Here is an 18,707-nt window from a genome sequence, read left to right as displayed (position 1 = left end):
ACCCGGCCCCAGCCCCGGCGGGACCGGTGCCAGTGGACGGACGGCGCAGGACCGACCGGCCGGTTCAGTGGTCGGAGGAGTGGAAGCCGAGCTTGGAGAGCACGAGGAACAGCGGGAACGCCACGACCGCGATGATGATGCCGATCCACAGCAGCGTCATCTTGGTGGGCACCTGGAGCAGGGCGACGCTGCCCACCACGAAGCCGAGCATCGCGACCGACACCGCGGTCCAAGCAGCGGGGGTGTTTCCGTGGCCTGCAGCCATCGTGGGTGCTCCTTCGTCGGGTCGGCGGGTGCGCGGCGAAGTCTAGGCGGTGCCGTCGAGCGGTGGTCGAGGTGGTGCCCGGCGGTGGGTCGGGCCGTGGGTCAGGCCGTGGGGTCGCGACCCTCGTCGAGCGCCTTCCAGATGTCGATGTTCTCGGTGGGCTCCGCCGTGGACGCCTCGCGCGCGCCGGCGGGCGAGTCGTACCGGCTGCCCATCTCCGGCCACGTCCGGACGAGGCGCAGCGCGAGGACGGTGGACGCCAGCACGAGGAGCGCGGCGACCACCGCGAGCCCGAACCAGCCCGTGAGCGACGTCTCGTCGAGCACGCTCCCGGTCCGGACGCGGACCTGCTCGACCAGGTGCTCCGGCAGGCTGAACGGCGCCCACGCGACGGTCGCGGCGTAGCCGAGCGCGGCGAGCACGCCGAGGCCGGCGACCGCGCGCCGGAAGCGGCCGCGGGTGACGAGGAGGACTCCCCAGCAGGCGAGGACGACGAACGCCAGGGCCGTGCCGAGCGGGGAGGAGGCGACCTCGCCCCACGTCATCGTGGCGACGCCCGGCGCCGACTCGTCTCCTGTCCCGGCGACCCAGGGCTTGCTGGCGGCGTACGCACCGAGCGCCGCGGAGGCGAGGCCGAGCGCGACGACGGGTCCGAACGTGCGGCGGGGTGTTCGCGGCCGCTCGACCGGCTCAGCCATCGACCCGGTGCACCAGGTCGGCGTCGAAGCAGGTGTGGTCGCCGGTGTGGCAGGCGGCACCGACCTGGTCGACCACGAAGAGGAGCGTGTCGCCGTCGCAGTCGAGCCGGACCTCCTTGACCCACTGCACGTGGCCGGACGTGTCGCCCTTGACCCAGTACTCGCGGCGCGAGCGGGACCAGTAGGTCGCCCGCCCCGTGGCGATCGTGCGCCCGAGCGCCTCGTCGTCGACCCACGCCAGCATCAGGACCTCACCGGAGCCGTGCTGCTGCACGACGACGGGCACGAGGCCCTCGGCGGTGTGGCGCAGGCGAGCGGAGATCGCGGGGTCCAGTCCGGAGCCGGAGGTGGGGTTCACGGATCCATCGTCTCAGCCTCGCGGGCGGACCACGTCTCCGCACACCGCTGCGTGACCGGCCCGCGGGCGGGCAGCTCGCGGTCGTCCCACCGGGCGATGGCCTGGGCGTCCCGCGTGGTGGACACGAGGAACGCCTCGCTCGCCCGCTCGCGCACGTCGGCCAGCGGCTCGTCGACCTCGCGTGCGCCGCACCACTCGACGACCAGCTCGCGGGTGATCCCGGCGAGGCAGCCGGCGGTCAGGCTCGGGGTGCGCAGCTCGCCGTCGAGGACGTAGAAGACGTTGGAGCCGGTGCCCTCGCACAGGTCGCCCGCGGTGTTGGCGAAGATCGCCTCGGTCCCGCCGTGGGCCTGCGCGTGGGCCAGCGCGATGACGTTCTCGGCGTACGACGTGGTCTTCAGGCCCGCGGTGGCGCCGTGCTCGTTGCGGGTCCACGGGACGGTCACGACCGTCGTCTCCCTCGCCGCGACGTCGATGGCGCTGTAGGCCACGACCAACGTCGCCGGTCCCCCGCCGCGGCCCGAGCCCATCGGCGCGGGCCCGGCCGTCCAGGTGATGCGCAGGCGCCCGATCGGGTCGCCGGTCGCGCCGTCGGCGAGGACCGCGGCGACGCCGCGGCGTACGTCCGCGAGGTCGGGCGCCGGGAGTCCGAGCCCAGCGGCGCTGCGCTCGAGGCGCGCGAGGTGCCGGGTCAGCGCGAACGGCTCGCCATGGAGGGTCTTGACCGCCTCGAAGACCCCGTCGCCCACCGTGAAGCCGTGGTCGGTGACGGCCACCGCACCCTGCGTCGGGTCGGTCAGGAGGGTGCCGTTCAGCCATGCGCGCATGGGCGTCACTCTAGGGCCGAGGACCCCCGCCGGAACCGGGCCGGACACGCGGTCCGGGGGGCCGATTTTGGCGCCGCGTCGGCCATGGGCTACTGTTCCACTCGCACTCGGGGCCGGTGAAACGGCCACGAAATGCAGGCGGACATAGCTCAGTTGGTAGAGCGCAACCTTGCCAAGGTTGAGGTCGCGAGTTCGAGTCTCGTTGTCCGCTCTGAGGGGTCTCCCATACACACGTGGGCCTCCACGGTGGGTTGGCCGAGAGGCGAGGCAACGGACTGCAAATCCGTCTACACGGGTTCAAATCCCGTACCCACCTCGCACGACACAACTCAACACGGGCGATTGGCGCAGCGGTAGCGCGCTTCCTTGACACGGAAGAGGTCACTGGTTCAAACCCAGTATCGCCCACCACCACCGAAGGCCTCGCAGCGATGCGGGGCCTTCGTCGTTGCCGGGTCAGCCGGCCGGCGGGAGTTCCACGGCCGACGTTCCTCCCGGCAACGACGTAACACCGAGTTAACGCGACTCGGTGGTGCCCCGAAACGCGCGCTCCCTAGGTTCACCGTCACCATGCACCTGACACCCGCCGACACCGACAAGCTCCTGCTCGCCGTCGCCGGCATGGTCGCGCGCGACCGTCTCGACAGGGGCGTGCGGCTGAACCACCCGGAGACCGTGGCGCTGCTGAGCACCTGGGTCATCGAGCGGGCGCGCGAGGGGGCGAGCGTGGCCGACCTCATGGAGACCGGGCGCCACGTGCTCAGCCGTGACCAGGTGATGCCCGAGGTCGCGTCGATGCTCACCGACGTGCAGGTGGAGGCCACGTTCCCGGACGGTCGCAAGCTCGTCACGCTCCACCACCCCATCGCCTGACGCCCACCGACCCGAGACAGGAGGAGACCGTGGCCGACCTGCCCAGCGGACCCGGGGAGATCCGGACCATGGACGGGACCGTCGTGCTCAACGCGGATCGCGGACCCGACGAGCGCATGGACCTGGTCATCGTCAACACCGGGGACCGTCCCGTCCAGATCGGCTCGCACATCCACCTCCCCGACGTGAACGCCGCGTTGTCCTTCGACCGGGGAGCCGCCGCGGGCCACCGCCTCGACATCCCCTCGGGCACCAGCCGGCGCTTCGAGCCCGGCGCGTCCCAGTCGGTCCGCGCCGTGACGCTCCGGGGCCGCCGCCACGTGCCGGGGATCCAGGTGCGCCCGGCCACGGAGGCCGCTGGTGGTTGAGATCAGCCGGAGCGCGTACGCCGCGCTCTACGGCCCCACCACCGGCGACCAGGTGCGCCTGGCCGACACCGACCTGTGGATCGAGGTCGAGCAGGACCTCACCTTCGGTGGCGAGGAAGCGGTGTTCGGTGGCGGGAAGTCGATCCGCGAGTCGATGCACCAGTCCACGACGACCCGCGCGGACGGTGCCCTGGACACGGTCATCACCAGCGCCCTGGTCCTCGACCACTGGGGCGTGGTCAAGGCCGACGTCGGGATCCGCGACGGGCGCATCGTCGCCCTGGGCCGGAGCGGGAACCCCGACATCGCCGACGGGGTGCACCCCGACCTCGTCATCGGACCCTCCACGGACGTCATCTCCGGCGAGGGCAAGATCCTCACCGCTGGCGGGATCGACGTCCACGTGCACTTCCTCTCGCGCTCGCAGGTCCACGAGGCCCTCGCCACGGGGATCACCACCCTGGGTGGTGGTGGCACGGGCCCGTCCGAGGGCTCGAAGGCCACCACCGTGACCCCCGGCGCCTGGCACCTGCGTGCCGTGCACCGTGCGCTGGACCCGCTCCCCGTCAACGTGCTGCTGATGGGCAAGGGCAACACCGTCTCCGCTGCGGCGCTCGCCGAGCAGGCCCTCGCCGGCGCGGCCGCCTACAAGGTGCACGAGGACTGGGGGTCGACGCCCGCCGCCATCGACGCGGCGCTTCGCGCGGCCGACGAGCACGGCCTCCAGGTGGCGCTTCACTCCGACAGCCTCAACGAGGCCGGCTACCTCGAGTCGACGCTGCGGGCGATCGGGGGCCGCTCCATCCACGCCTTCCACGCCGAGGGGGCCGGCGGCGGCCACGCGCCCGACATCGTCCGCGTGGCCGGCGAGCCGTACGTCATCCCGGGATCGACCAACCCGACGCTGCCGCACACCGTCAACACCGTCGCCGAGCACCTCGACATGCTCATGGTCTGCCACCACCTCAACCCGCGCGTCCCGGAGGACCTCGCGTTCGCCGAGTCCCGGATCCGGGCGACGACGATCGCCGCCGAGGACGTGCTCCACGACATCGGCGCCATGTCGATCACCTCCTCCGACGCCCAGGCCATGGGCCGCATCGGCGAGGTCGTGACGCGCACCTGGCAGGTGGCGCACACGATGAAGGCCAGGTTCGGTGCGCTCGGCGCCGGACCGGCGGACAACGAGCGCGCGCGACGCTACGTGGCGAAGTACACGATCAACCCGGCCATCGCCCACGGCATCGACCACGAGGTCGGCTCCGTGGAGGCCGGCAAGCTCGCCGACCTCGTCCTGTGGGACCCGCGCTTCTTCGGCGTGCGCCCCTCGATCGTGCTCAAGGGAGGCGCACTCGTGTACGCCGCGCTCGGCGACGCGAACGCCTCGATCCCCACTCCCCAGCCGGTGCTGATGCGGCCGACCCTGGTCGAGGACGACGGTGCCGACCACTCCGTCACGTTCGTCTCGCCCGCGGCCCTCGAGTCCGGGCTCGCGGCGGACCTCGGGCTGCGGCGACGGCTCGCCGCGGTGCGACCCACGCGCGAGGTGGGCAAGGCGCAGATGGTCAACAACGACGCCCTCCCGGTGATCGTCGTCGACCCGGAGACGTTCGCCATCGACATCGACGGCGAACGCGTCGTACCCGCCCCGGCGACGTGGCTCCCGCTCGCCCAGCTCTACACGATGTTCTGACCTGCCGTGGACCACGTGCCGACCGACCTGCTGCTCATGCTCTTCGCCGACGCGCGCCTGCCGGTGGCAGGACACACGCAGTCGGCCGGCCTCGAGGCCGCCGTCCAGCACGGGCTGACCAGCGCCGAGGTGCCGGCCTACATGTCGGCCCGCCTGGCGACCACCGTGAGGGTGGAGGCCGGCACGGCGGTGGTCGCCCTCCACCGGCTGGACCACGAGCTGCCGCTCGAGCCCGTCGTCGCGGCATGGGCGGCGCGCACGCCGAGCCACGCCCTGCGGCGCACCTCACGAGCGCAGGGCCGTGCCATGAACCGCCTCAGTGCATCCCTGTGGGCCGACGGAGCCGCCGTACGCCGCGTGGCCCGGTTGGACGGGTGCCCGCGCCCCGTGGCACTGGCCGGTGCGGCCGCCGCAGCGGGCCTCGACGCCCTGTCGCTGGCACGGCTCGTCGGCTACGACGACGTGCAGACCGTCGCCTCGGCCTCTCTCAAGCTGCTCCCCCTGGACCCGGCCGCGGCCACCGGATGGGTGCACGACGCCCTTCCCGAGGTCGCCGCGGCCGCGGAGGACGTGGCCGGGTTGACCGATCCACGCGACATCCCCGCGACCGCAGCACCCCAGACCGAGGTGTGGGCGCAGGCCCACGCCCGCAGCACACGGAGGTTGTTCAGTGCCTGACCCGTCCCCCACCCGCGGCCTCCGACTCGGCGTCTGCGGCCCCGTCGGCACCGGCAAGAGCTCGTTGATCGCCCTGCTGTGCCGCGAGCTCGCCGGACGCATGTCCCTCGCCGTCGTCACCAACGACATCTACACCGACGAGGACGCCCGCTTCCTCCGGGCGTCCGGGGTGCTCACGCCGGAGCGGATCCGCGCGGTGGAGACCGGAGCGTGCCCGCACACCGCCATCCGCGACGACATCACCGCCAACCTGCTCACCGTCGAGGAGCTGGAGGAGGAGTTCGCTCCGGACCTCGTCCTGATCGAGTCCGGCGGCGACAACCTCACCGCGACGTTCTCGCCGGCGCTGGTCGACACCCAGGTCTTCGTGCTCGACATCGCCGGCGGGGGCGACGTGGCCCGGAAGGGCGGCCCGGGCATCGAGCGCGCCGACCTGCTGGTGGTCAACAAGACCGACCTCGCACCCCACGTCGGGGTCGACCGGGACCGGATGGTCGCGGACGCGGAGGCCGCCCGGGACGGACGCTCGGTGATCGCGCTCTCCCGCACCGACCGGGCGTCCGTCGACGCCCTCACCGCGTGGGTGACCGCTGAGGTCGCCCGGCACCGCGCCGGCGAGCTGGTGCCCACGGACCCCGGGCCGATGGCGGCGCACTCGCATGACCATCCTGCTGCCTGACCGCGAGACCGCGCGCGGCACCACGCTCGCCGTCACGCCGACCGACGGGCGCGTCCACGTCCGCATCAGCACGCCAGGCGACCCGGCAGCCCCGTGCCTGCGACCCATGCTGATCGACAGCGGGGCGCGCCACGCCCGCGTCGCGCTCGTGCCGGACGGAGCCCTGCTGCTCGCGGGCGACGCCGTGCGCGTCGACGTCGAGGTCGGCCCGGGCATCCGGCTCGAGCTCGTCGAACCGACCGGCACCGTGGCCTTCGACATGCGCGGCGGCGACGCCTCGTGGGACGTACGGCTCCGCCTGGCGCGCGACGCCACGGTGGTCTGGGCCGGCGAGCCCTTCGTGGTGGCCTCCGGCGCCCGGGTGCGCCGCAGCACCGTCGTCGACATGGAGGGCGGGGCGCGACTGGTGCTGCGCGAGACGCTCGTGATGGGACGGCACGGCGAGCGCGGCGGCCACCTCGAGCAGGTGTGGTCCGCGCACGGACCCGGCGGCGTACCCGTGCTGGTGGAGGAGGCGGTCCTGGACGACCGTTCGGACCGGCCCGGGATCCTGGGTGGGCACCGGGCCCTCGGCACCGTCGTGGCGCTCGGGGTGCCGGTCGATCCCGAGCTGTGCCCCGAGGGCCGGCTGGACCTCGAAGGGGGCGGCACCGTGTGGCGGGGACTGGCCCACGAGGCCCACCGTGCCGTCCCTCCGGAGGTGTGGCGAGCGGCGCTGACCGCCTGCCCTCAGAACTCGTAGCCGAACTCCCGGATGGTGCGCGCGAACCGCCGGGCCACGATCTCGGCGTCGCCCGGACCGTAGAGCTCGCGGTAGTGCGGGCCGCTGCCCTGCTTGGCATGGGGTAGGTCGAGCTCGAGGCCGAGGCGGGCGGAGAGGTCCGCGACGGCCTCGGGGAGCTCCTCGTAGCGGTAGACCCGGTCGACCACCACCCGGCCGTCGAGGCGGTAGAGGCGCTCGTTGAGCGCGAGCCGCTCCATCCTCTTGGGCGTGCGGACGAACTCGGCGAACGTCTTCGTGAAGGACGGCTTGCGGGCGCTGTAGCGGTAGGACGAGGCGACCACGTCGTACGGGTTCCGCTCGACGGCGAACGTGAAGTAGTCGTCCCACGTCTCCCGGCCGATCACCTCGATCACCCGTCGCGCGCCCATGTGGGCGTACGAGCCGGGGTCGGTGTCGTCGTTCTGGGGCCCCACTCCCCCGGCCGCAGCGCGCAGCGCCTCGTCCTCGGGACTGATGCGGGTGACGATGTCGTCGGGGCCGCAGTGCCGCGACAGGGCGATCTCGAGGCTGGTGCCGGCGGTCTTGCGGGTCTTGACGAACACGAAGCGGTGGGCGTGCGAGGCGATCACGGGATCAAGCCACCTCAGTCGTCGTCCTCGGCGAGGTCCTCGCCGTGCGTGCCGGGTCGCGGCGCCCACGGCAGCTCCTTGGCGGGGCGGATGACGATGAGGCGGTCGCCACGCGCGAGGAGCGACACCACGGGGTCGAAGTAGCGGTAGACCTTCTCGTCGCGCACGACGGCGATCACCTGGTCGGGCAGCGACTGCGGCTGCTTGCCGACCTCGGCGACCAGGAGGTCGCGCTCGGCCACCTCCAGGCCCTCGCCGTAGGTCATCAGGTCCTCCATGACCGAGCCCAGCTCCGGGGACATCGAGGAGAGCCCGAGCAGGCGGCCGACCGCGTCGGAGGACGTGATGACCGAGTTGGCACCGGACTGGCGCATGAGCGGGACGTTCTCGTGCTCGCGCACCGCGGCCACGATCCACGCGTCGGGGTTGAGCTGGCGCACGGTGAGGGTGACCAGCACGTTGGAGTCGTCGCGGTCGGTGGTGATGATGACGTGGGTCGCCTTCTCGACGCCGGCCTGGCGCAGCACCCCGCGCCGGGTGGCGTCGCCGGCGATGACCACCAGCTGGTCGCGGTTGCCGTCGGCGACCGCCACCGGGCTCGGGTCCACCACGACGATCGCTTCGCGGACGTAGCCGTTGTTGAGGAGGGTCTCGATCGCGCTGCGGCCCTTGGTGCCGTAGCCGACGACGACGACGTGCTGGTCCATCTTCTTCCTCCACCGGGCGACCCGGAACATCTCGCGTCCCTGGGAGGCGAGGACCTCCAGGGTGGTGCCGATCAGCAGGACCAGGAAGGCGATGCGGGCCGGTGTGATGACGAACGCGTTGACCAGACGGGCCTGGTCGGACACCGGCGAGATGTCACCGTAGCCGGTCGTGCTGAGCGTGACGGTCGTGTAGTAGATGGCGTCGATCCAGCTGATCGTGTTGGTGGGGTCGTTGCCGTCGCGGTAGCCCTCGCGGTCGAAGTAGACGAGCAGCACCGTGCCCACCAGGATCGACACGGCCATCAGGACACGACGTCCCAGCTCCCACCAGGGCGACCGGATCTGCTCGGGCAGCGACACCCGGCCCACGCTGGGCTGGTGGCTCGACGTCGACACGGTCAGGAGTCTCGCACGCCGATCCGCTCGCGCAGCCGCTGCACCGTCTCGAGCCGCGCGCGCGTCGTGCTCTTCTGCGGGAAGACGGTGTCGAAGGCGGCGTTGACGGCGGCGCCGATCAGCACGGCGAGGGCGAGCAGGTAGAGCCACAGCAGGACCGCGATCGGTGCGGCGAGCGGGCCGTAGATCGAGCGCGACTCCGCGGCCGTCACGGTCAGCACCCACCGCAGCGTGTACGACCCCGCGATCCAGCAGAACAGCGCGAACACCGCACCGGGGAGGTTGAAGCTCCAGTTGGTCCGTACGGGGACCGACACGTGGTAGAGCGTGGCGAGGAAGCAGATGCAGAGCACGAGGACGACCGGCCAGTAGAGGCCGTTGACGAAGTCGAGGCGTTCGGGGACCACGCGGTCGACGAGCGTCGGGCCCGCGACCACGAGCGGGATGCTGACGGCGCCGGTCACCATCGCGAGGACGTAGAGCACGAAGGACAACGCCCGGGTCGCGACGATCCCGCGGTGACCGCCGAGGCCGTGCATGATCGTGATGGTGTCGACGAACACGTTGAGCGCCCGCGAGCCCGACCACAGGGCGAGGATGAAGCCGATCGAGATGACGTCGTAGCGACCGCCGTCGAGCACGGTGTCGATGGTCGGCCGGATGATGCTGTTGACGGCCCGCTCGGTTAGGGCCTGGCGCGAGACCTCGAGGACGGCGTTGCGCACGTCCTCCACCTGGGTCGCGGTGAACCGCTCGCTGACGAAGCCGACGGCGCCCGCGAGCGCGAAGACCAGCGGAGGCACCGACAGCACCGCGAAGAACGCCGCCTCGGCGGCGAGCCCGGTCACCCGGTGCCGCAGGCAGGACCCGACGGTCGTGACGATGATCCGCCAGAGGTGCTCGCGCAGCCGGCGTACGGCGGTGTCGGTCCGGCGCGGGGCAGGGGTGTCCTCGCGCGCCTCGACCATGGGGAGCACGCTATCGAGCGCACGCCCCGAAGCACCGGACCCGGGCGGCGGTTCCGCCGGCGACGTGGTCGGCGTCACCCCCGACCGTCCGGCGTCCTACGGTGGAGCCATGACCGAGGCCTCCCCCGACGCCCGCCCCGACGCCCGCCCCGACGCCCGCACCGCCACCAACCAGGCGCCCGCCCTGGTGGGCCACAACGTCGTCACCTCCGACGTCGCGCTCACCGACGCGCTCGTCCGCCACGGCTCCGCCGACCTCGTCACCGACCTCACCGCGCTGGGGGCCGAGGCCGGGAGCGCCGAGGCGCGTGAGCACGGCCTGCTCGCCAACCGCCACCACCCGGTGCTGACGACCCACGACCGCTGGGGCAACCGCATCGACGAGGTCGAGTTCCACCCGTCCTGGCACTGGCTCATGGAGCGCGCCGTCGGGCACGGCCTCCAGGCGGCGCCCTGGGAGCGCCAGGAGGCGGGAGACCCGTACGCCCACCTGCGGCGCGCGGCCGGGTTCTTCGCGTGGTCGCAGACCGAGCCCGGCCACGGCTGCCCGATCTCGATGACGTACGCCGCGGTGCCGGCGCTGCGGGCCGACAAGGCGATCGCCGAGGAGTGGACGCCGCTGCTGGCCGCGCGCTCCTACGACCCGGGCGTCCGGGCGAGGTCGGAGAAGACCGGGGCCTTGGCCGGCATGGGCATGACGGAGAAGCAGGGCGGGTCGGACGTCCGGGCCAACCAGACCCGCGCGGTGAGGACCGACGACGACGGCTGGTACGCGCTGCACGGGCACAAGTGGTTCACCTCGGCCCCGATGAACGACGTGTTCCTGGTGCTGGCCCAGGCCGAGGGCGGGGTGACGTGCTTCGTGGTGCCGCGCGTGCTGGAGGACGGCACGCGCAACCGCCTCGACGTGGTGCGGCTCAAGGACAAGCTCGGCAACCGGTCCAACGCGTCGTCCGAGCTCGAGCTCTCCGGCACGCTCGGCCAGCGGCTCGGCGAGGAGGGTCGCGGCGTGCGGACCATCATCGAGATGGTCGCCGCGACGCGGCTGGACTGCGTGCTCGGCTCGGCTGCGCTGATGCGGCACGCGCTCGCCGAGGCGTCGTGGCACGTCGCCCACCGCTCGGCGTTCGGCGGCCTGCTGGTCGACAAGCCCCTCATGCAGAACGTGGTGGCCGACCTCGCCGTGGAGTCGGAGGCCGCGACGGCCCTGGCGATGCGCCTGGCCGCTGCGGTCGACCGTCCAGCCGACCCGCACGAGGTGGCCCTGCGTCGCATCGCCCTGCCGCTCGCGAAGTTCTGGGTCTGCAAGCGCACGCCCGCGATGGTCGCCGAGGCACTGGATTGCCTGGGCGGCAACGGCTACGTCGAGGACTCCGGGCTGCCGCTCATGTTCCGCGAGTCGCCGCTCAACTCCATCTGGGAGGGCTCGGGCAACGTCAACGCCCTCGACGTGCTGCGCGCCCTCGGCCGCGAGCCCGAGGTGCTGGAGGCGTGGATCACCGAGGTCGGCGCCGCGCGCGGGGGTGACAGCCGCCTCGACCGTGCGGTGGACGACACCTTGGCGCTGCTCGGCGAGGGGGCCGCGCTCGAGGCCAGCGCGCGCAGACTGGCAGGCCGGATGGCCGCTTGCCTCCAGGGCTCGCTGCTGGTGCGCCACGCGCCCGCCGAGGTCGCCGACGCCTTCTGCGACAGCCGGTTCGGGGCGTCGTACGGCGGCACCTTCGGGATGCTCAGCAGCGGCTCGCTGCGCGAGGTCGTCGACCGGGCCACGCCGACCGCGTGAGGCCCGCAGGGCCTTTCCTGACCGGTTCGGCTGCGCGGTCGCCGCGGACGACCTAGCGTTGTCCCTCGACCAAGGGGGAAGCCGTGTCCAGCAAGAGCAGCACGTTGTTCACCGTCGGCACGCTGCTGCGGCACGCGCAGGACGCCGGTGCGCCGGTGCGACTCCTCGTGCAGGGCACGTGGCTCGACGGCCGCATCGTCGGTGCCGACGGCCTCGGCGTGATCCTCGACGACGGCAACGCCCAGCAGGTGCTCGTACGCCTCGACTCCATCGTGGCGGTGAGCTTCTCGCGCGCCGACATCGACGACGAGGACGGGGAGGACGCGCGCGCCCACGGCCGACGACGTCGCGACCCCATCGAGGCCGGACCGGTCGGCGGCAGCACCTTCTGAGCCGTCTGTCACGGTGCCCCACCCGACGCGCGGCGAGCAGCACTTCCTCACCGCAAGGCCGTACTGACCACCTCGCGCGCCTCCTCCTGCACCTGGGCGAGGTGCTCGGGGCCGCGGAACGACTCCGCGTAGATCTTGTAGACGTCCTCGGTGCCGCTGGGCCGCGCGGCGAACCACGCCGACTCGGTGGTGACCTTGAGCCCGCCGATCTTCGCGCCGTTGCCGGGCGCCTCGGTGAGCTTGCCGGTGATCTGCTCCCCCGCCAACGTGGTCGCCGACACGTCGTCGGGCGACAGCGCGCCGAGCTTGGCCTTCTCTTCGCGGGAGGCGGGGGCGTCGATGCGCGCGTACGCCGGGTCGCCGTGCTCGGCGACCAGCGCGGCGTAGTGCTCGCTGGGGGTCTTGCCCGTCGCGCCGAGGATCTCGCTGGCGAGCAGTGCGAGCAGGAGCCCGTCCTTGTCGGTGGTCCAGGTCGAGCCGTCGCGTCGGAGGAACGACGCGCCAGCGGACTCCTCGCCACCGAAGCCGAAGGAGCCGTCCATCAGGCCGGGCACGAACCACTTGAAGCCGACCGGCACCTCGACGAGCGGCTTGCCGATGGAGGCGGCGACCCGGTCGATCATCGAGCTCGACACGAGCGTCTTGCCGATGCGCGTCGAGTCCGGCCACCCGGGCCGGGCGCCACCGAAGAGGTGCGCGATCGCGACCGCGAGGAAGTGGTTGGGGTTCATCAGGCCGGCGTCGGGCGTCACGATGCCGTGCCGGTCGGCGTCGGCGTCGTTGCCGGTCGCGATCGCGTACTCGTCCTTGCGACCGACCAGCGAGGCCATCGCGTGTGGCGACGAGCAGTCCATGCGGATCTTGCCGTCCCAGTCCAGCGTCATGAAGCGCCAGGTGGGGTCGACCAACGGGTTGACCACAGACAGGTCGAGGCGGTGCCGGTCGGCGATCTCACCCCAGTAGGCCACGCTCGCACCGCCCAGCGGGTCGGCGCCGATCCGCACCCCGGCGTCGCGGATCGCGTCGAGGTCGAGCACGGTGGGCAGGTCGTCGACGTAGGTGCCGAGGAAGTCGTACGCACCGACGGCCGCACGCGCCTTCGCGAACGCGACTCGCCGCACGCCGGCGATGTTGCCGCGGATCAGCTCGTTGGCCCGGGCCGCGATGACGGAGGTGGCGTCGGAGTCGGCCGGGCCGCCGTGGGGCGGGTTGTACTTGAACCCGCCGTCCTGGGGCGGGTTGTGCGACGGGGTGACCACGATGCCGTCCGCGAGTCCCGCGCCGGTCGTACGCCCCTGGTTGGCCCGCAGGATCGCGTGGCTCACCGCGGGCGTCGGGGTGAAGCCGTCGCGGTCGTCGACGAGCACGGTCACGTCGTTGGCGACGAGCACCTCCAGCGCGGTCGCCCACGCGGGCTCGGACAGCGCGTGGGTGTCGCGGCCGATGAACAGCGGGCCGTCGTAGCCCTGCTCCTTGCGGTAGTCGCAGATCGCCTGCGTCGTCGCCGCGATGTGGATCTCGTTGAAGGACGTGTTGAGCGACGTGCCGCGATGCCCGCTGGTGCCGAAGGCCACCTGCTGGGCGACGTCGTCGGGATCGGGCTCGTGGTCGAAGTAGGCCGTGACGAGGTGGGCGACGTCCACCAGGTCCTCGGTGCGGGCGGGCTGTCCGGCTCTCTCGTGGGTGGCCATGGCCCCATCTTGGTGGGTCCGGCAAGTCCCGTCGAGAAAGCCGGGCCCGTCTGTCGATTCGGGCAGGGTCGGTCCGTCAGAGTGGTGGGGCCGCAACCGGTGGCCCCGCAGCCCCAGGAGGAGAACCGCACCCATGAGCCGCTACCTGATCCTGCTCCCCGCACCCGAGGCCGAGTGGGCCGAGCTGCCGTCCGAGGAGCACGACAAGGGCCACCGGTCCCACCTGCAGTTCCAGGAGGAGCTCACCGCCGGCGGGCACACCGTGGTGACCGGCGGTCCCCTGGACTCCTCGGACCGGGCGACGTCGATGCGGCCGGGCGCCGACGGACAGGCGCTCGTGACGGACGGCCCCTTCTCCGAGACGGCCGAGCAGGTCGTCGGCTTCTACCTCGTCGAGTCCGGTGACGAGGCCGACCTGCGTGCCGTCTGCCAGCGCTTCGCGGCGCGGGGCGAGCACATCGAGTTCCGCCGCATGGCGGAGTGAAGGAGACCTGACATGACCGAGTACGTCGTGCTGCTGATGGGCGACGCCGAGCGATGGTGGGACCTCCCGGAGGAGGAGCGCCGCGCCGGCTACGCAGCCCACGAGGAGTTCTCCGCCCGCCTCGTCGCGGGCGGCCACCGGATCACCGGCGGCGCCGAGCTGCACCGGGCCTCGGAGGCCCGCACGATCGCGCCCGGCTCCACCACGGTCACCGACGGCCCCTGGGCCGAGACCAGCGAGCAGGTCGGTGGCTTCTACCTCGTCGAGACCGACGACCTCGACGGACTGGTGGACTGCTGCCGGCTGCTCGCGGCCACCGGTGACGCCGTGGAGGTCCGCAGGTGCGTGCAGCCCGAGGAGCGTGCGTCGTGAAGTACCTGGTGCTGCTGATCGGCGACGGCGCCGAGAAGCCGTGGCTCGAGCAGACCGAGTCGGAGCAGATGGCGGCGATGGCGAAGTTCGGCGAGTTCGACGCCGCCTGCGCGGCCCGCGACGGCGTCGAGCTGCTCGCCCTTGAGGCGCTCAGCGACTCGTCCGACGCGACGGTGATGCGGACGACCGGCGGCCAGGTCCAGCTGAGCGACGGCCCCTACGCCGAGGTCATCGAGGGCATGGGCGGCTTCTACCTGCTCGAGGCGCCCGACCTCGACGTCGTGGTCGAGCTCCTCCGCCTGCTCCCGCCCTACGACATCCAGATCCACCCCACGGTCGAGGTGACGCCCTGAGCCCATCGGACCCGGTGCTCGAGCGGGTCGTGCGCGAGGAGTGGGGACGACTGGTCGCCCTGCTCCTCGCGCAGTTCCGCCGCATCGACCTCGTCGAGGACGCCCTCGGCGACGCCGTCGAGGCGGCCAGCCGCACCTGGCCGGCCGACGGCGTGCCCGACAACCCCGCGGGCTGGCTGATGACCGCGGCGAAGCGCCGGGTCGTCGACCGCCTGCGCACCGAGGCGGTGGCCGCCCGCAAGCAGCCGCTGCTCCTCACCGACGCCGAACGCCACCAGGAAGGGGCGCGCACGATGGCCGACAGCGGCAGCCTCGTCGAGGACGACGTCCTCCGGCTGGTGCTGATGTGCGCGCACCCGGCCCTCGCACCGGAGTCCGCCAGCGCACTGAGCCTGCGACTCGTCCTCGGTGTGCCGACCGCCGACATCGCGCGGCTCTTCCTCGTGCCGGAGGCGACGATGGCGGCGCGGATCACCCGGGCAAAGAAGCGCATCGTGGGCGCCGGGATCCCGTTCGCGGTGCCCGACGCCTCCGCGCTGCCGGGCCGGCTCGACACCGTCGCGCAGACCACCTACCTCGCCTTCACGGCGGGATACGCCCCGGGCACCGGGCCGGACCTGCTGCGTGCCGAGCTGTCGGGCGAGGCGATCCGACTGGCCCGCGTCGTGCTGGGCCTGCGCCCCGGCGAGCCCGCACTCGTGGCGCTGCTGGCGCTCATGCTGCTGCAGCACTCACGCCGTGACGCCCGGGCCAGCGACGGTCGGCTCGTGCTCCTCGCCGACCAGGACCGCACCCGCTGGCACCACGACGAGGTGGCCGAGGCGACCCACCTGCTGGCCGCGCCCTCCTTGGGCGGCCCGCTGACGCCGCTCACCGCGTCGTACGTCCTCCAGGCGCGGATCGCCGCCGAGCACGCCACCGTGGCCAGTGCCGAGGAGACCCGCTGGGACCGGATCGTCGGTCTCTACGACCTGCTCCTGCAGGTCACGCCCTCCCCCTCGGCGCGGCTGGCCCGCGCCGTCGCGGTCGCCGAGGACCGCGGCCCGGCGGCCGGCCTCGCCGCGCTGGAGGGACTCGAGATCCCCGCCAGCCACCGTCCGGCCGCGGTGCGCGCCGAGCTGCTGTCGCGCGCCGACGACACCGACGCGGCGCGCGCGGCGTACGACCAGGCGATCGCCGCGTGCCGCAACGACGTCGAGCGCGCGTTCCTCGTCGGACAGCGCGACGCGCTGGGCTGACGCGCCCGCCTGTCAGTCCTCGGGGACGTGCTGCTGCTTGGCGAGGACGGTGAGTCCCTCGTCGACGACGAACCCGCGGGCCCGGTCGGCCTCGTGGTCCACGCCGATCTGGACGCCCGGCGGGACGACGACGCCCTTGTCGATGATGGCGTTGCGGACGATCGCGCCCTCGCCGATCCGTACGCCGTCCATCAGCACCGAGTCCGACACCTCGGCGCCGTCCTTGACCCACACTGCCGGCGAGAGCACGGACTGGTTGACGGTGCCGCCAGTCACCACGACGCCCGGGGACAGGATCGAGTTGAAGGTCGACACCTGCGCGCCGGTCGCGCCCTCGACGAGCTTGGCCGGCGGGTGCGGGCCGTAGCTGGTGTAGATGGGCCAGGCGTTGTTGTAGAGGTTGAAGACCGGCAGCGGCGAGACGAGGTCCTTGTGGGCGTCGTAGTAGGACCGCATGGTCCCGACGTCACGCCAGTAGCCGCGGTCGCGGTCGGTCGAGCCTGGCACCTCGTTGTCCTTGTAGTCGTAGACCGCGGACTCGGACTTGTCGACGAACCACGGCACGATGTCGCCGCCCATGTCGTGCTTGGACTGCTCGCGCTCGGAGTCACGCGAGACGGCGTCGACGAGCGCGTCGGCGGTGAAGACGTAGTTGCCCATGCTCGCGAGCACCTCGTCCGGCGAGTCGGGCAGGCCGACCGGGTCCGTGGGCTTCTCGAGGAAGGCCCGGATCTTCTGCGGGTTCGCCGGGTCGACGTCGATGACGCCGAACTGGTCGGCGAGGCCGATCGGCTGGCGGATCGCGGCCACGGTGCACCCGGCGCCGGACGCGACGTGGTCGGCGACCATCTGCGAGAAGTCCATCCGGTAGACGTGGTCGGCACCGACCACCACCACGATGTCCGGCTGCTCGTCGGTGAGCAGGTTGAGCGACTGGAAGATCGCGTCGGCGCTGCCGAGGTACCACCGCTTGCCGACACGCTGCTGCGCCGGCACCGGGGTGACGTAGTTGCCCAGCAGGTTCGACATCCGCCACGTCGTGGTGACGTGGCGGTCGAGGCTGTGCGACTTGTACTGCGTCAGCACGACGACCTTGAGGTAGCCGGAGTTGACGACGTTGGACAGCGCGAAGTCGATCAGCCGGTAGATGCCGCCGAACGGCACCGCGGGCTTGGCCCGGTCGGCCGTCAGCGGCATGAGGCGTTTGCCCTCGCCTCCGGCCAGGACGACTGCGAGCACCTTCTTGCGCGGGGGCGTGATGGCCATGCGACGAAACTAGTCGCCCACAAGGGCGCGGTCGACCACCTGCGGGCACTAGGTTCGGCTCATGCGCATCGACGTCCTCAGCAAGGAGTACCCCCCGGAGGTCTACGGCGGAGCGGGCGTGCACGTCGCCGAGCTGGTCCGCGCGCTGCGGGTGCTGCCCGACGTGGATGCCCGCGTGCGCTGCTTCGGAGCCCCGCGCTCGGAGGCCGGCACCACGGCGTACGCCGAGCCGTCGTCGCTCGCGGGCGCCAACGCGGCCATCCGCACCCTCGGGGTCGACCTCGCGATGGTCGACGACTGCGCCGGGGCCGACCTCGTGCACTCGCACACCTGGTACGCCAACATGGCCGGCCACCTCGCCGGCCTGATGCACGGCATCCCCCACGTCGTCAGCGCCCACTCCCTCGAGCCGATGCGACCCTGGAAGGCCGAGCAGCTCGGCGGCGGCTACGCCCTGTCGAGCTGGGCGGAGCGCACGGCGTACGAGGGCGCCGCCGGCATCGTCGCGGTCAGCGCGGCGATGCGTGACGACGTGCTGCGCAGCTATCCCTCGGTCGACCCCGACCGCGTGCACGTCGTGCACAACGGCATCGACACCGCCGAGTGGGCGCCGGTCGCGAACCCCGACCGCGTGCGCGAGCTGGGCGTGGACCCCGACCGGCCGAGCGTCATCTTCGTCGGCCGGATCACCCGCCAGAAGGGCCTGCCGCTGTTCCTGCGCGCCGCCGCCGCGCTGCCGCCGGAGGTCCAGCTCGTGCTGTGCGCCGGCGCGCCCGACACCCCCGAGATCGAGGCGGAGGTGCGCGGGCTGGTCGACGACCTCGCCGCCACGCGCTCGGGCGTGGTGTGGATCGCCGAGATGCTGCCGCGCCCCGACGTGGTCGCGCTGCTGACCGCGGCGACCGTCTTCGCCTGCCCGTCGATCTACGAGCCTCTCGGCATCGTGAACCTGGAGGCGATGGCCTGCGAGACCGCTGTCGTCGCCACCGCCACCGGCGGCATCCCCGAGGTCGTCGTGCACGGCGAGACCGGCTGGCTGGTGCCGATCGAGCAGGCCACCGACGGCACCGGCACCCCCCTCGACCCGGAGCGCTACGTCGCCGACCTCGCCGCCGCGCTCACCGACGCGGTCAGCGACCCCGCCCGCGCCCGGGCGTACGGAGAAGCCGGACGCCGGCGCGCCGAGGAGTCGTTCAGCTGGGGCTCGATCGCCGCGCGGACGATCGAGCTGTACCGCTCGCTGGCGTAGGCGCGCGTCGGACGGA

The 18,707-nt window shown here is 72.6% G+C and carries 22 protein-coding genes and 3 tRNA genes; 16 read left to right on the top strand and 9 right to left on the bottom strand.

Annotated elements, in window-relative coordinates; translation table 11 throughout:
• Nucleotides 1–64: 64 nt before the first annotated feature.
• The 4 genes from IEZ24_RS06620 to IEZ24_RS06605 form a co-directional block, all read right to left on the bottom strand.
• Entirely contained in the window at nt 65–265 is a 201-nt protein-coding gene (locus IEZ24_RS06620) for an HGxxPAAW family protein (protein WP_129453804.1), read from the bottom strand.
• 101 nt (nt 266–366) lie between these two features.
• Nucleotides 367–963: a Trp biosynthesis-associated membrane protein gene (locus IEZ24_RS06615; protein WP_129453803.1), complete on the bottom strand. Its 597-nt coding sequence runs from the start codon at nt 961–963 to the stop codon at nt 367–369.
• Entirely contained in the window at nt 956–1,321 is a 366-nt protein-coding gene (gene hisI, locus IEZ24_RS06610; protein WP_129453802.1) for a phosphoribosyl-AMP cyclohydrolase, read from the bottom strand. Before hisI ends, IEZ24_RS06615 begins: the two co-directional genes overlap by 8 nt.
• Nucleotides 1,318–2,148 carry an aminotransferase class IV gene (locus IEZ24_RS06605; protein WP_129453801.1) on the bottom strand — a complete coding sequence of 277 codons (831 nt, stop codon included), beginning with the start codon at nt 2,146–2,148 and terminating at the stop codon, nt 1,318–1,320. Before IEZ24_RS06605 ends, hisI begins: the two co-directional genes overlap by 4 nt.
• Before the next feature lie 138 nt (nt 2,149–2,286).
• Here IEZ24_RS06605 and IEZ24_RS06600 point away from each other — a divergent pair.
• The 9 genes from IEZ24_RS06600 (at nt 2,287) to IEZ24_RS06560 (ending at nt 7,181) form a co-directional block, all read left to right on the top strand.
• Nucleotides 2,287–2,359: transfer RNA gene (locus IEZ24_RS06600), tRNA-Gly, on the top strand.
• A 34-nt stretch (nt 2,360–2,393) separates the two neighbouring features.
• Nucleotides 2,394–2,464, top strand: a tRNA-Cys gene (locus IEZ24_RS06595).
• A 20-nt stretch (nt 2,465–2,484) separates the two neighbouring features.
• Nucleotides 2,485–2,559 (top strand) — tRNA-Val (locus tag IEZ24_RS06590).
• Nucleotides 2,560–2,718: 159 nt separating this feature from the next.
• On the top strand, nt 2,719–3,021 hold the full coding sequence (locus IEZ24_RS06585) for an urease subunit gamma (RefSeq protein ID WP_129453800.1): 303 nt from the start codon (nt 2,719–2,721) through the stop codon (nt 3,019–3,021).
• Between the two features lie 29 nt (nt 3,022–3,050).
• Nucleotides 3,051–3,389: an urease subunit beta gene (gene ureB / locus IEZ24_RS06580; protein WP_129453799.1), complete on the top strand. Its 339-nt coding sequence runs from the start codon at nt 3,051–3,053 to the stop codon at nt 3,387–3,389.
• Nucleotides 3,382–5,082: an urease subunit alpha gene (locus tag IEZ24_RS06575; protein WP_129453798.1), complete on the top strand. Its 1,701-nt coding sequence runs from the start codon at nt 3,382–3,384 to the stop codon at nt 5,080–5,082. The genes ureB and IEZ24_RS06575 overlap by 8 nt, the downstream gene beginning before the upstream one ends.
• A gap of 15 nt (nt 5,083–5,097) precedes the next feature.
• A complete protein-coding gene (locus tag IEZ24_RS06570) occupies nt 5,098–5,760 on the top strand; it encodes an urease accessory protein UreF (RefSeq protein WP_318151914.1) in 663 nt (220 codons plus the stop codon).
• Nucleotides 5,753–6,439, top strand: coding sequence for an urease accessory protein UreG (gene ureG / locus IEZ24_RS06565; protein ID WP_129453797.1), 687 nt, complete (start codon nt 5,753–5,755; stop codon nt 6,437–6,439). The genes IEZ24_RS06570 and ureG overlap by 8 nt, the downstream gene beginning before the upstream one ends.
• A complete protein-coding gene (locus IEZ24_RS06560) occupies nt 6,420–7,181 on the top strand; it encodes an urease accessory protein UreD (RefSeq protein WP_129453796.1) in 762 nt (253 codons plus the stop codon). The genes ureG and IEZ24_RS06560 overlap by 20 nt, the downstream gene beginning before the upstream one ends.
• On the opposite strand, the gene IEZ24_RS06555 is transcribed toward IEZ24_RS06560, so the two are convergent.
• The 3 genes from IEZ24_RS06555 to IEZ24_RS06545 are packed head-to-tail and all read right to left on the bottom strand — an operon-like array spanning nt 7,169 to nt 9,863.
• Complete coding sequence (locus tag IEZ24_RS06555) at nt 7,169–7,792, bottom strand: hypothetical protein (protein ID WP_129453795.1); 624 nt, start codon at nt 7,790–7,792, stop codon at nt 7,169–7,171. The two genes, IEZ24_RS06560 and IEZ24_RS06555, sit on opposite strands and share 13 nt — an antisense overlap.
• A 14-nt stretch (nt 7,793–7,806) precedes the next feature.
• Nucleotides 7,807–8,895 (bottom strand): potassium channel family protein, encoded by a 1,089-nt coding sequence (locus IEZ24_RS06550; RefSeq protein ID WP_242498394.1) that lies wholly within the window; start codon nt 8,893–8,895, stop codon nt 7,807–7,809.
• Between the two features lie 2 nt (nt 8,896–8,897).
• On the bottom strand, nt 8,898–9,863 hold the full coding sequence (locus IEZ24_RS06545) for a YihY/virulence factor BrkB family protein (RefSeq protein WP_129453794.1): 966 nt from the start codon (nt 9,861–9,863) through the stop codon (nt 8,898–8,900).
• A 109-nt stretch (nt 9,864–9,972) separates the two neighbouring features.
• On the opposite strand from IEZ24_RS06545, the gene IEZ24_RS06540 reads away from it, so the two are divergent.
• A complete protein-coding gene (locus IEZ24_RS06540) occupies nt 9,973–11,646 on the top strand; it encodes an acyl-CoA dehydrogenase family protein (RefSeq protein WP_129453793.1) in 1,674 nt (557 codons plus the stop codon).
• 83 nt (nt 11,647–11,729) lie between these two features.
• Nucleotides 11,730–12,038: a hypothetical protein gene (locus IEZ24_RS06535; protein ID WP_129453792.1), complete on the top strand. Its 309-nt coding sequence runs from the start codon at nt 11,730–11,732 to the stop codon at nt 12,036–12,038.
• 47 nt (nt 12,039–12,085) lie between these two features.
• On the opposite strand, the gene pgm is transcribed toward IEZ24_RS06535, so the two are convergent.
• Nucleotides 12,086–13,729: a phosphoglucomutase (alpha-D-glucose-1,6-bisphosphate-dependent) gene (gene pgm, locus IEZ24_RS06530; RefSeq protein WP_129453791.1), complete on the bottom strand. Its 1,644-nt coding sequence runs from the start codon at nt 13,727–13,729 to the stop codon at nt 12,086–12,088.
• Nucleotides 13,730–13,862: 133 nt separating this feature from the next.
• On the opposite strand from pgm, the gene IEZ24_RS06525 reads away from it, so the two are divergent.
• Genes IEZ24_RS06525 through IEZ24_RS06510 form a run of 4 tightly spaced genes read left to right on the top strand, consistent with a single transcriptional unit; the run spans nt 13,863 to nt 16,176 of the window.
• Nucleotides 13,863–14,213, top strand: coding sequence for a YciI family protein (locus IEZ24_RS06525; protein ID WP_165355984.1), 351 nt, complete (start codon nt 13,863–13,865; stop codon nt 14,211–14,213).
• A 12-nt stretch (nt 14,214–14,225) separates the two neighbouring features.
• Nucleotides 14,226–14,585: a YciI family protein gene (locus IEZ24_RS06520; RefSeq protein ID WP_129453789.1), complete on the top strand. Its 360-nt coding sequence runs from the start codon at nt 14,226–14,228 to the stop codon at nt 14,583–14,585.
• Nucleotides 14,582–14,938, top strand: a complete 357-nt coding sequence (locus IEZ24_RS06515) for a YciI family protein (protein ID WP_129453788.1) — start codon at nt 14,582–14,584, stop codon at nt 14,936–14,938. Before IEZ24_RS06520 ends, IEZ24_RS06515 begins: the two co-directional genes overlap by 4 nt.
• A gap of 14 nt (nt 14,939–14,952) precedes the next feature.
• Nucleotides 14,953–16,176, top strand: a complete 1,224-nt coding sequence (locus tag IEZ24_RS06510; protein ID WP_129453787.1) for an RNA polymerase sigma factor — start codon at nt 14,953–14,955, stop codon at nt 16,174–16,176.
• A gap of 12 nt (nt 16,177–16,188) precedes the next feature.
• On the opposite strand, the gene glgC is transcribed toward IEZ24_RS06510, so the two are convergent.
• Nucleotides 16,189–17,436, bottom strand: a complete 1,248-nt coding sequence (gene glgC / locus IEZ24_RS06505) for a glucose-1-phosphate adenylyltransferase (protein WP_397190526.1) — start codon at nt 17,434–17,436, stop codon at nt 16,189–16,191.
• A 67-nt stretch (nt 17,437–17,503) separates the two neighbouring features.
• On the opposite strand from glgC, the gene glgA reads away from it, so the two are divergent.
• Nucleotides 17,504–18,691 (top strand): glycogen synthase, encoded by a 1,188-nt coding sequence (gene glgA / locus IEZ24_RS06500; protein WP_129453785.1) that lies wholly within the window; start codon nt 17,504–17,506, stop codon nt 18,689–18,691.
• Nucleotides 18,692–18,707: the final 16 nt, after the last annotated feature.

The sequence above is a fragment of the Nocardioides ganghwensis genome, assembly GCF_014779655.1.
Taxonomy (GTDB): Bacteria; Actinomycetota; Actinomycetes; order Propionibacteriales; family Nocardioidaceae; genus Nocardioides; species Nocardioides ganghwensis.
Note: the sequence above shows the minus strand (reverse complement) of the source record. Positions and strands in the feature narration are given on the sequence as shown.

What these genes read in the sequence shown, in the direction of transcription:
- IEZ24_RS06620 (WP_129453804.1), bottom strand. Translation starts at nt 265, where the DNA reads ATGGCTGCAGGCCACGGAAACACCCCCGCTGCTTGGACCGCGGTGTCG.
- IEZ24_RS06615 (WP_129453803.1), bottom strand. Translation starts at nt 963, where the DNA reads ATGGCTGAGCCGGTCGAGCGGCCGCGAACACCCCGCCGCACGTTCGGA.
- IEZ24_RS06605 (WP_129453801.1), bottom strand. Translation starts at nt 2,148, where the DNA reads ATGCGCGCATGGCTGAACGGCACCCTCCTGACCGACCCGACGCAGGGT.
- IEZ24_RS06585 (WP_129453800.1), top strand. Translation starts at nt 2,719, where the DNA reads ATGCACCTGACACCCGCCGACACCGACAAGCTCCTGCTCGCCGTCGCC.
- IEZ24_RS06560 (WP_129453796.1), top strand. Translation starts at nt 6,420, where the DNA reads ATGACCATCCTGCTGCCTGACCGCGAGACCGCGCGCGGCACCACGCTC.
- IEZ24_RS06545 (WP_129453794.1), bottom strand. Translation starts at nt 9,863, where the DNA reads ATGGTCGAGGCGCGCGAGGACACCCCTGCCCCGCGCCGGACCGACACC.
- IEZ24_RS06540 (WP_129453793.1), top strand. Translation starts at nt 9,973, where the DNA reads ATGACCGAGGCCTCCCCCGACGCCCGCCCCGACGCCCGCCCCGACGCC.
- pgm (WP_129453791.1), bottom strand. Translation starts at nt 13,729, where the DNA reads ATGGCCACCCACGAGAGAGCCGGACAGCCCGCCCGCACCGAGGACCTG.
- IEZ24_RS06525 (WP_165355984.1), top strand. Translation starts at nt 13,863, where the DNA reads ATGAGCCGCTACCTGATCCTGCTCCCCGCACCCGAGGCCGAGTGGGCC.
- IEZ24_RS06520 (WP_129453789.1), top strand. Translation starts at nt 14,226, where the DNA reads ATGACCGAGTACGTCGTGCTGCTGATGGGCGACGCCGAGCGATGGTGG.
- glgA (WP_129453785.1), top strand. Translation starts at nt 17,504, where the DNA reads ATGCGCATCGACGTCCTCAGCAAGGAGTACCCCCCGGAGGTCTACGGC.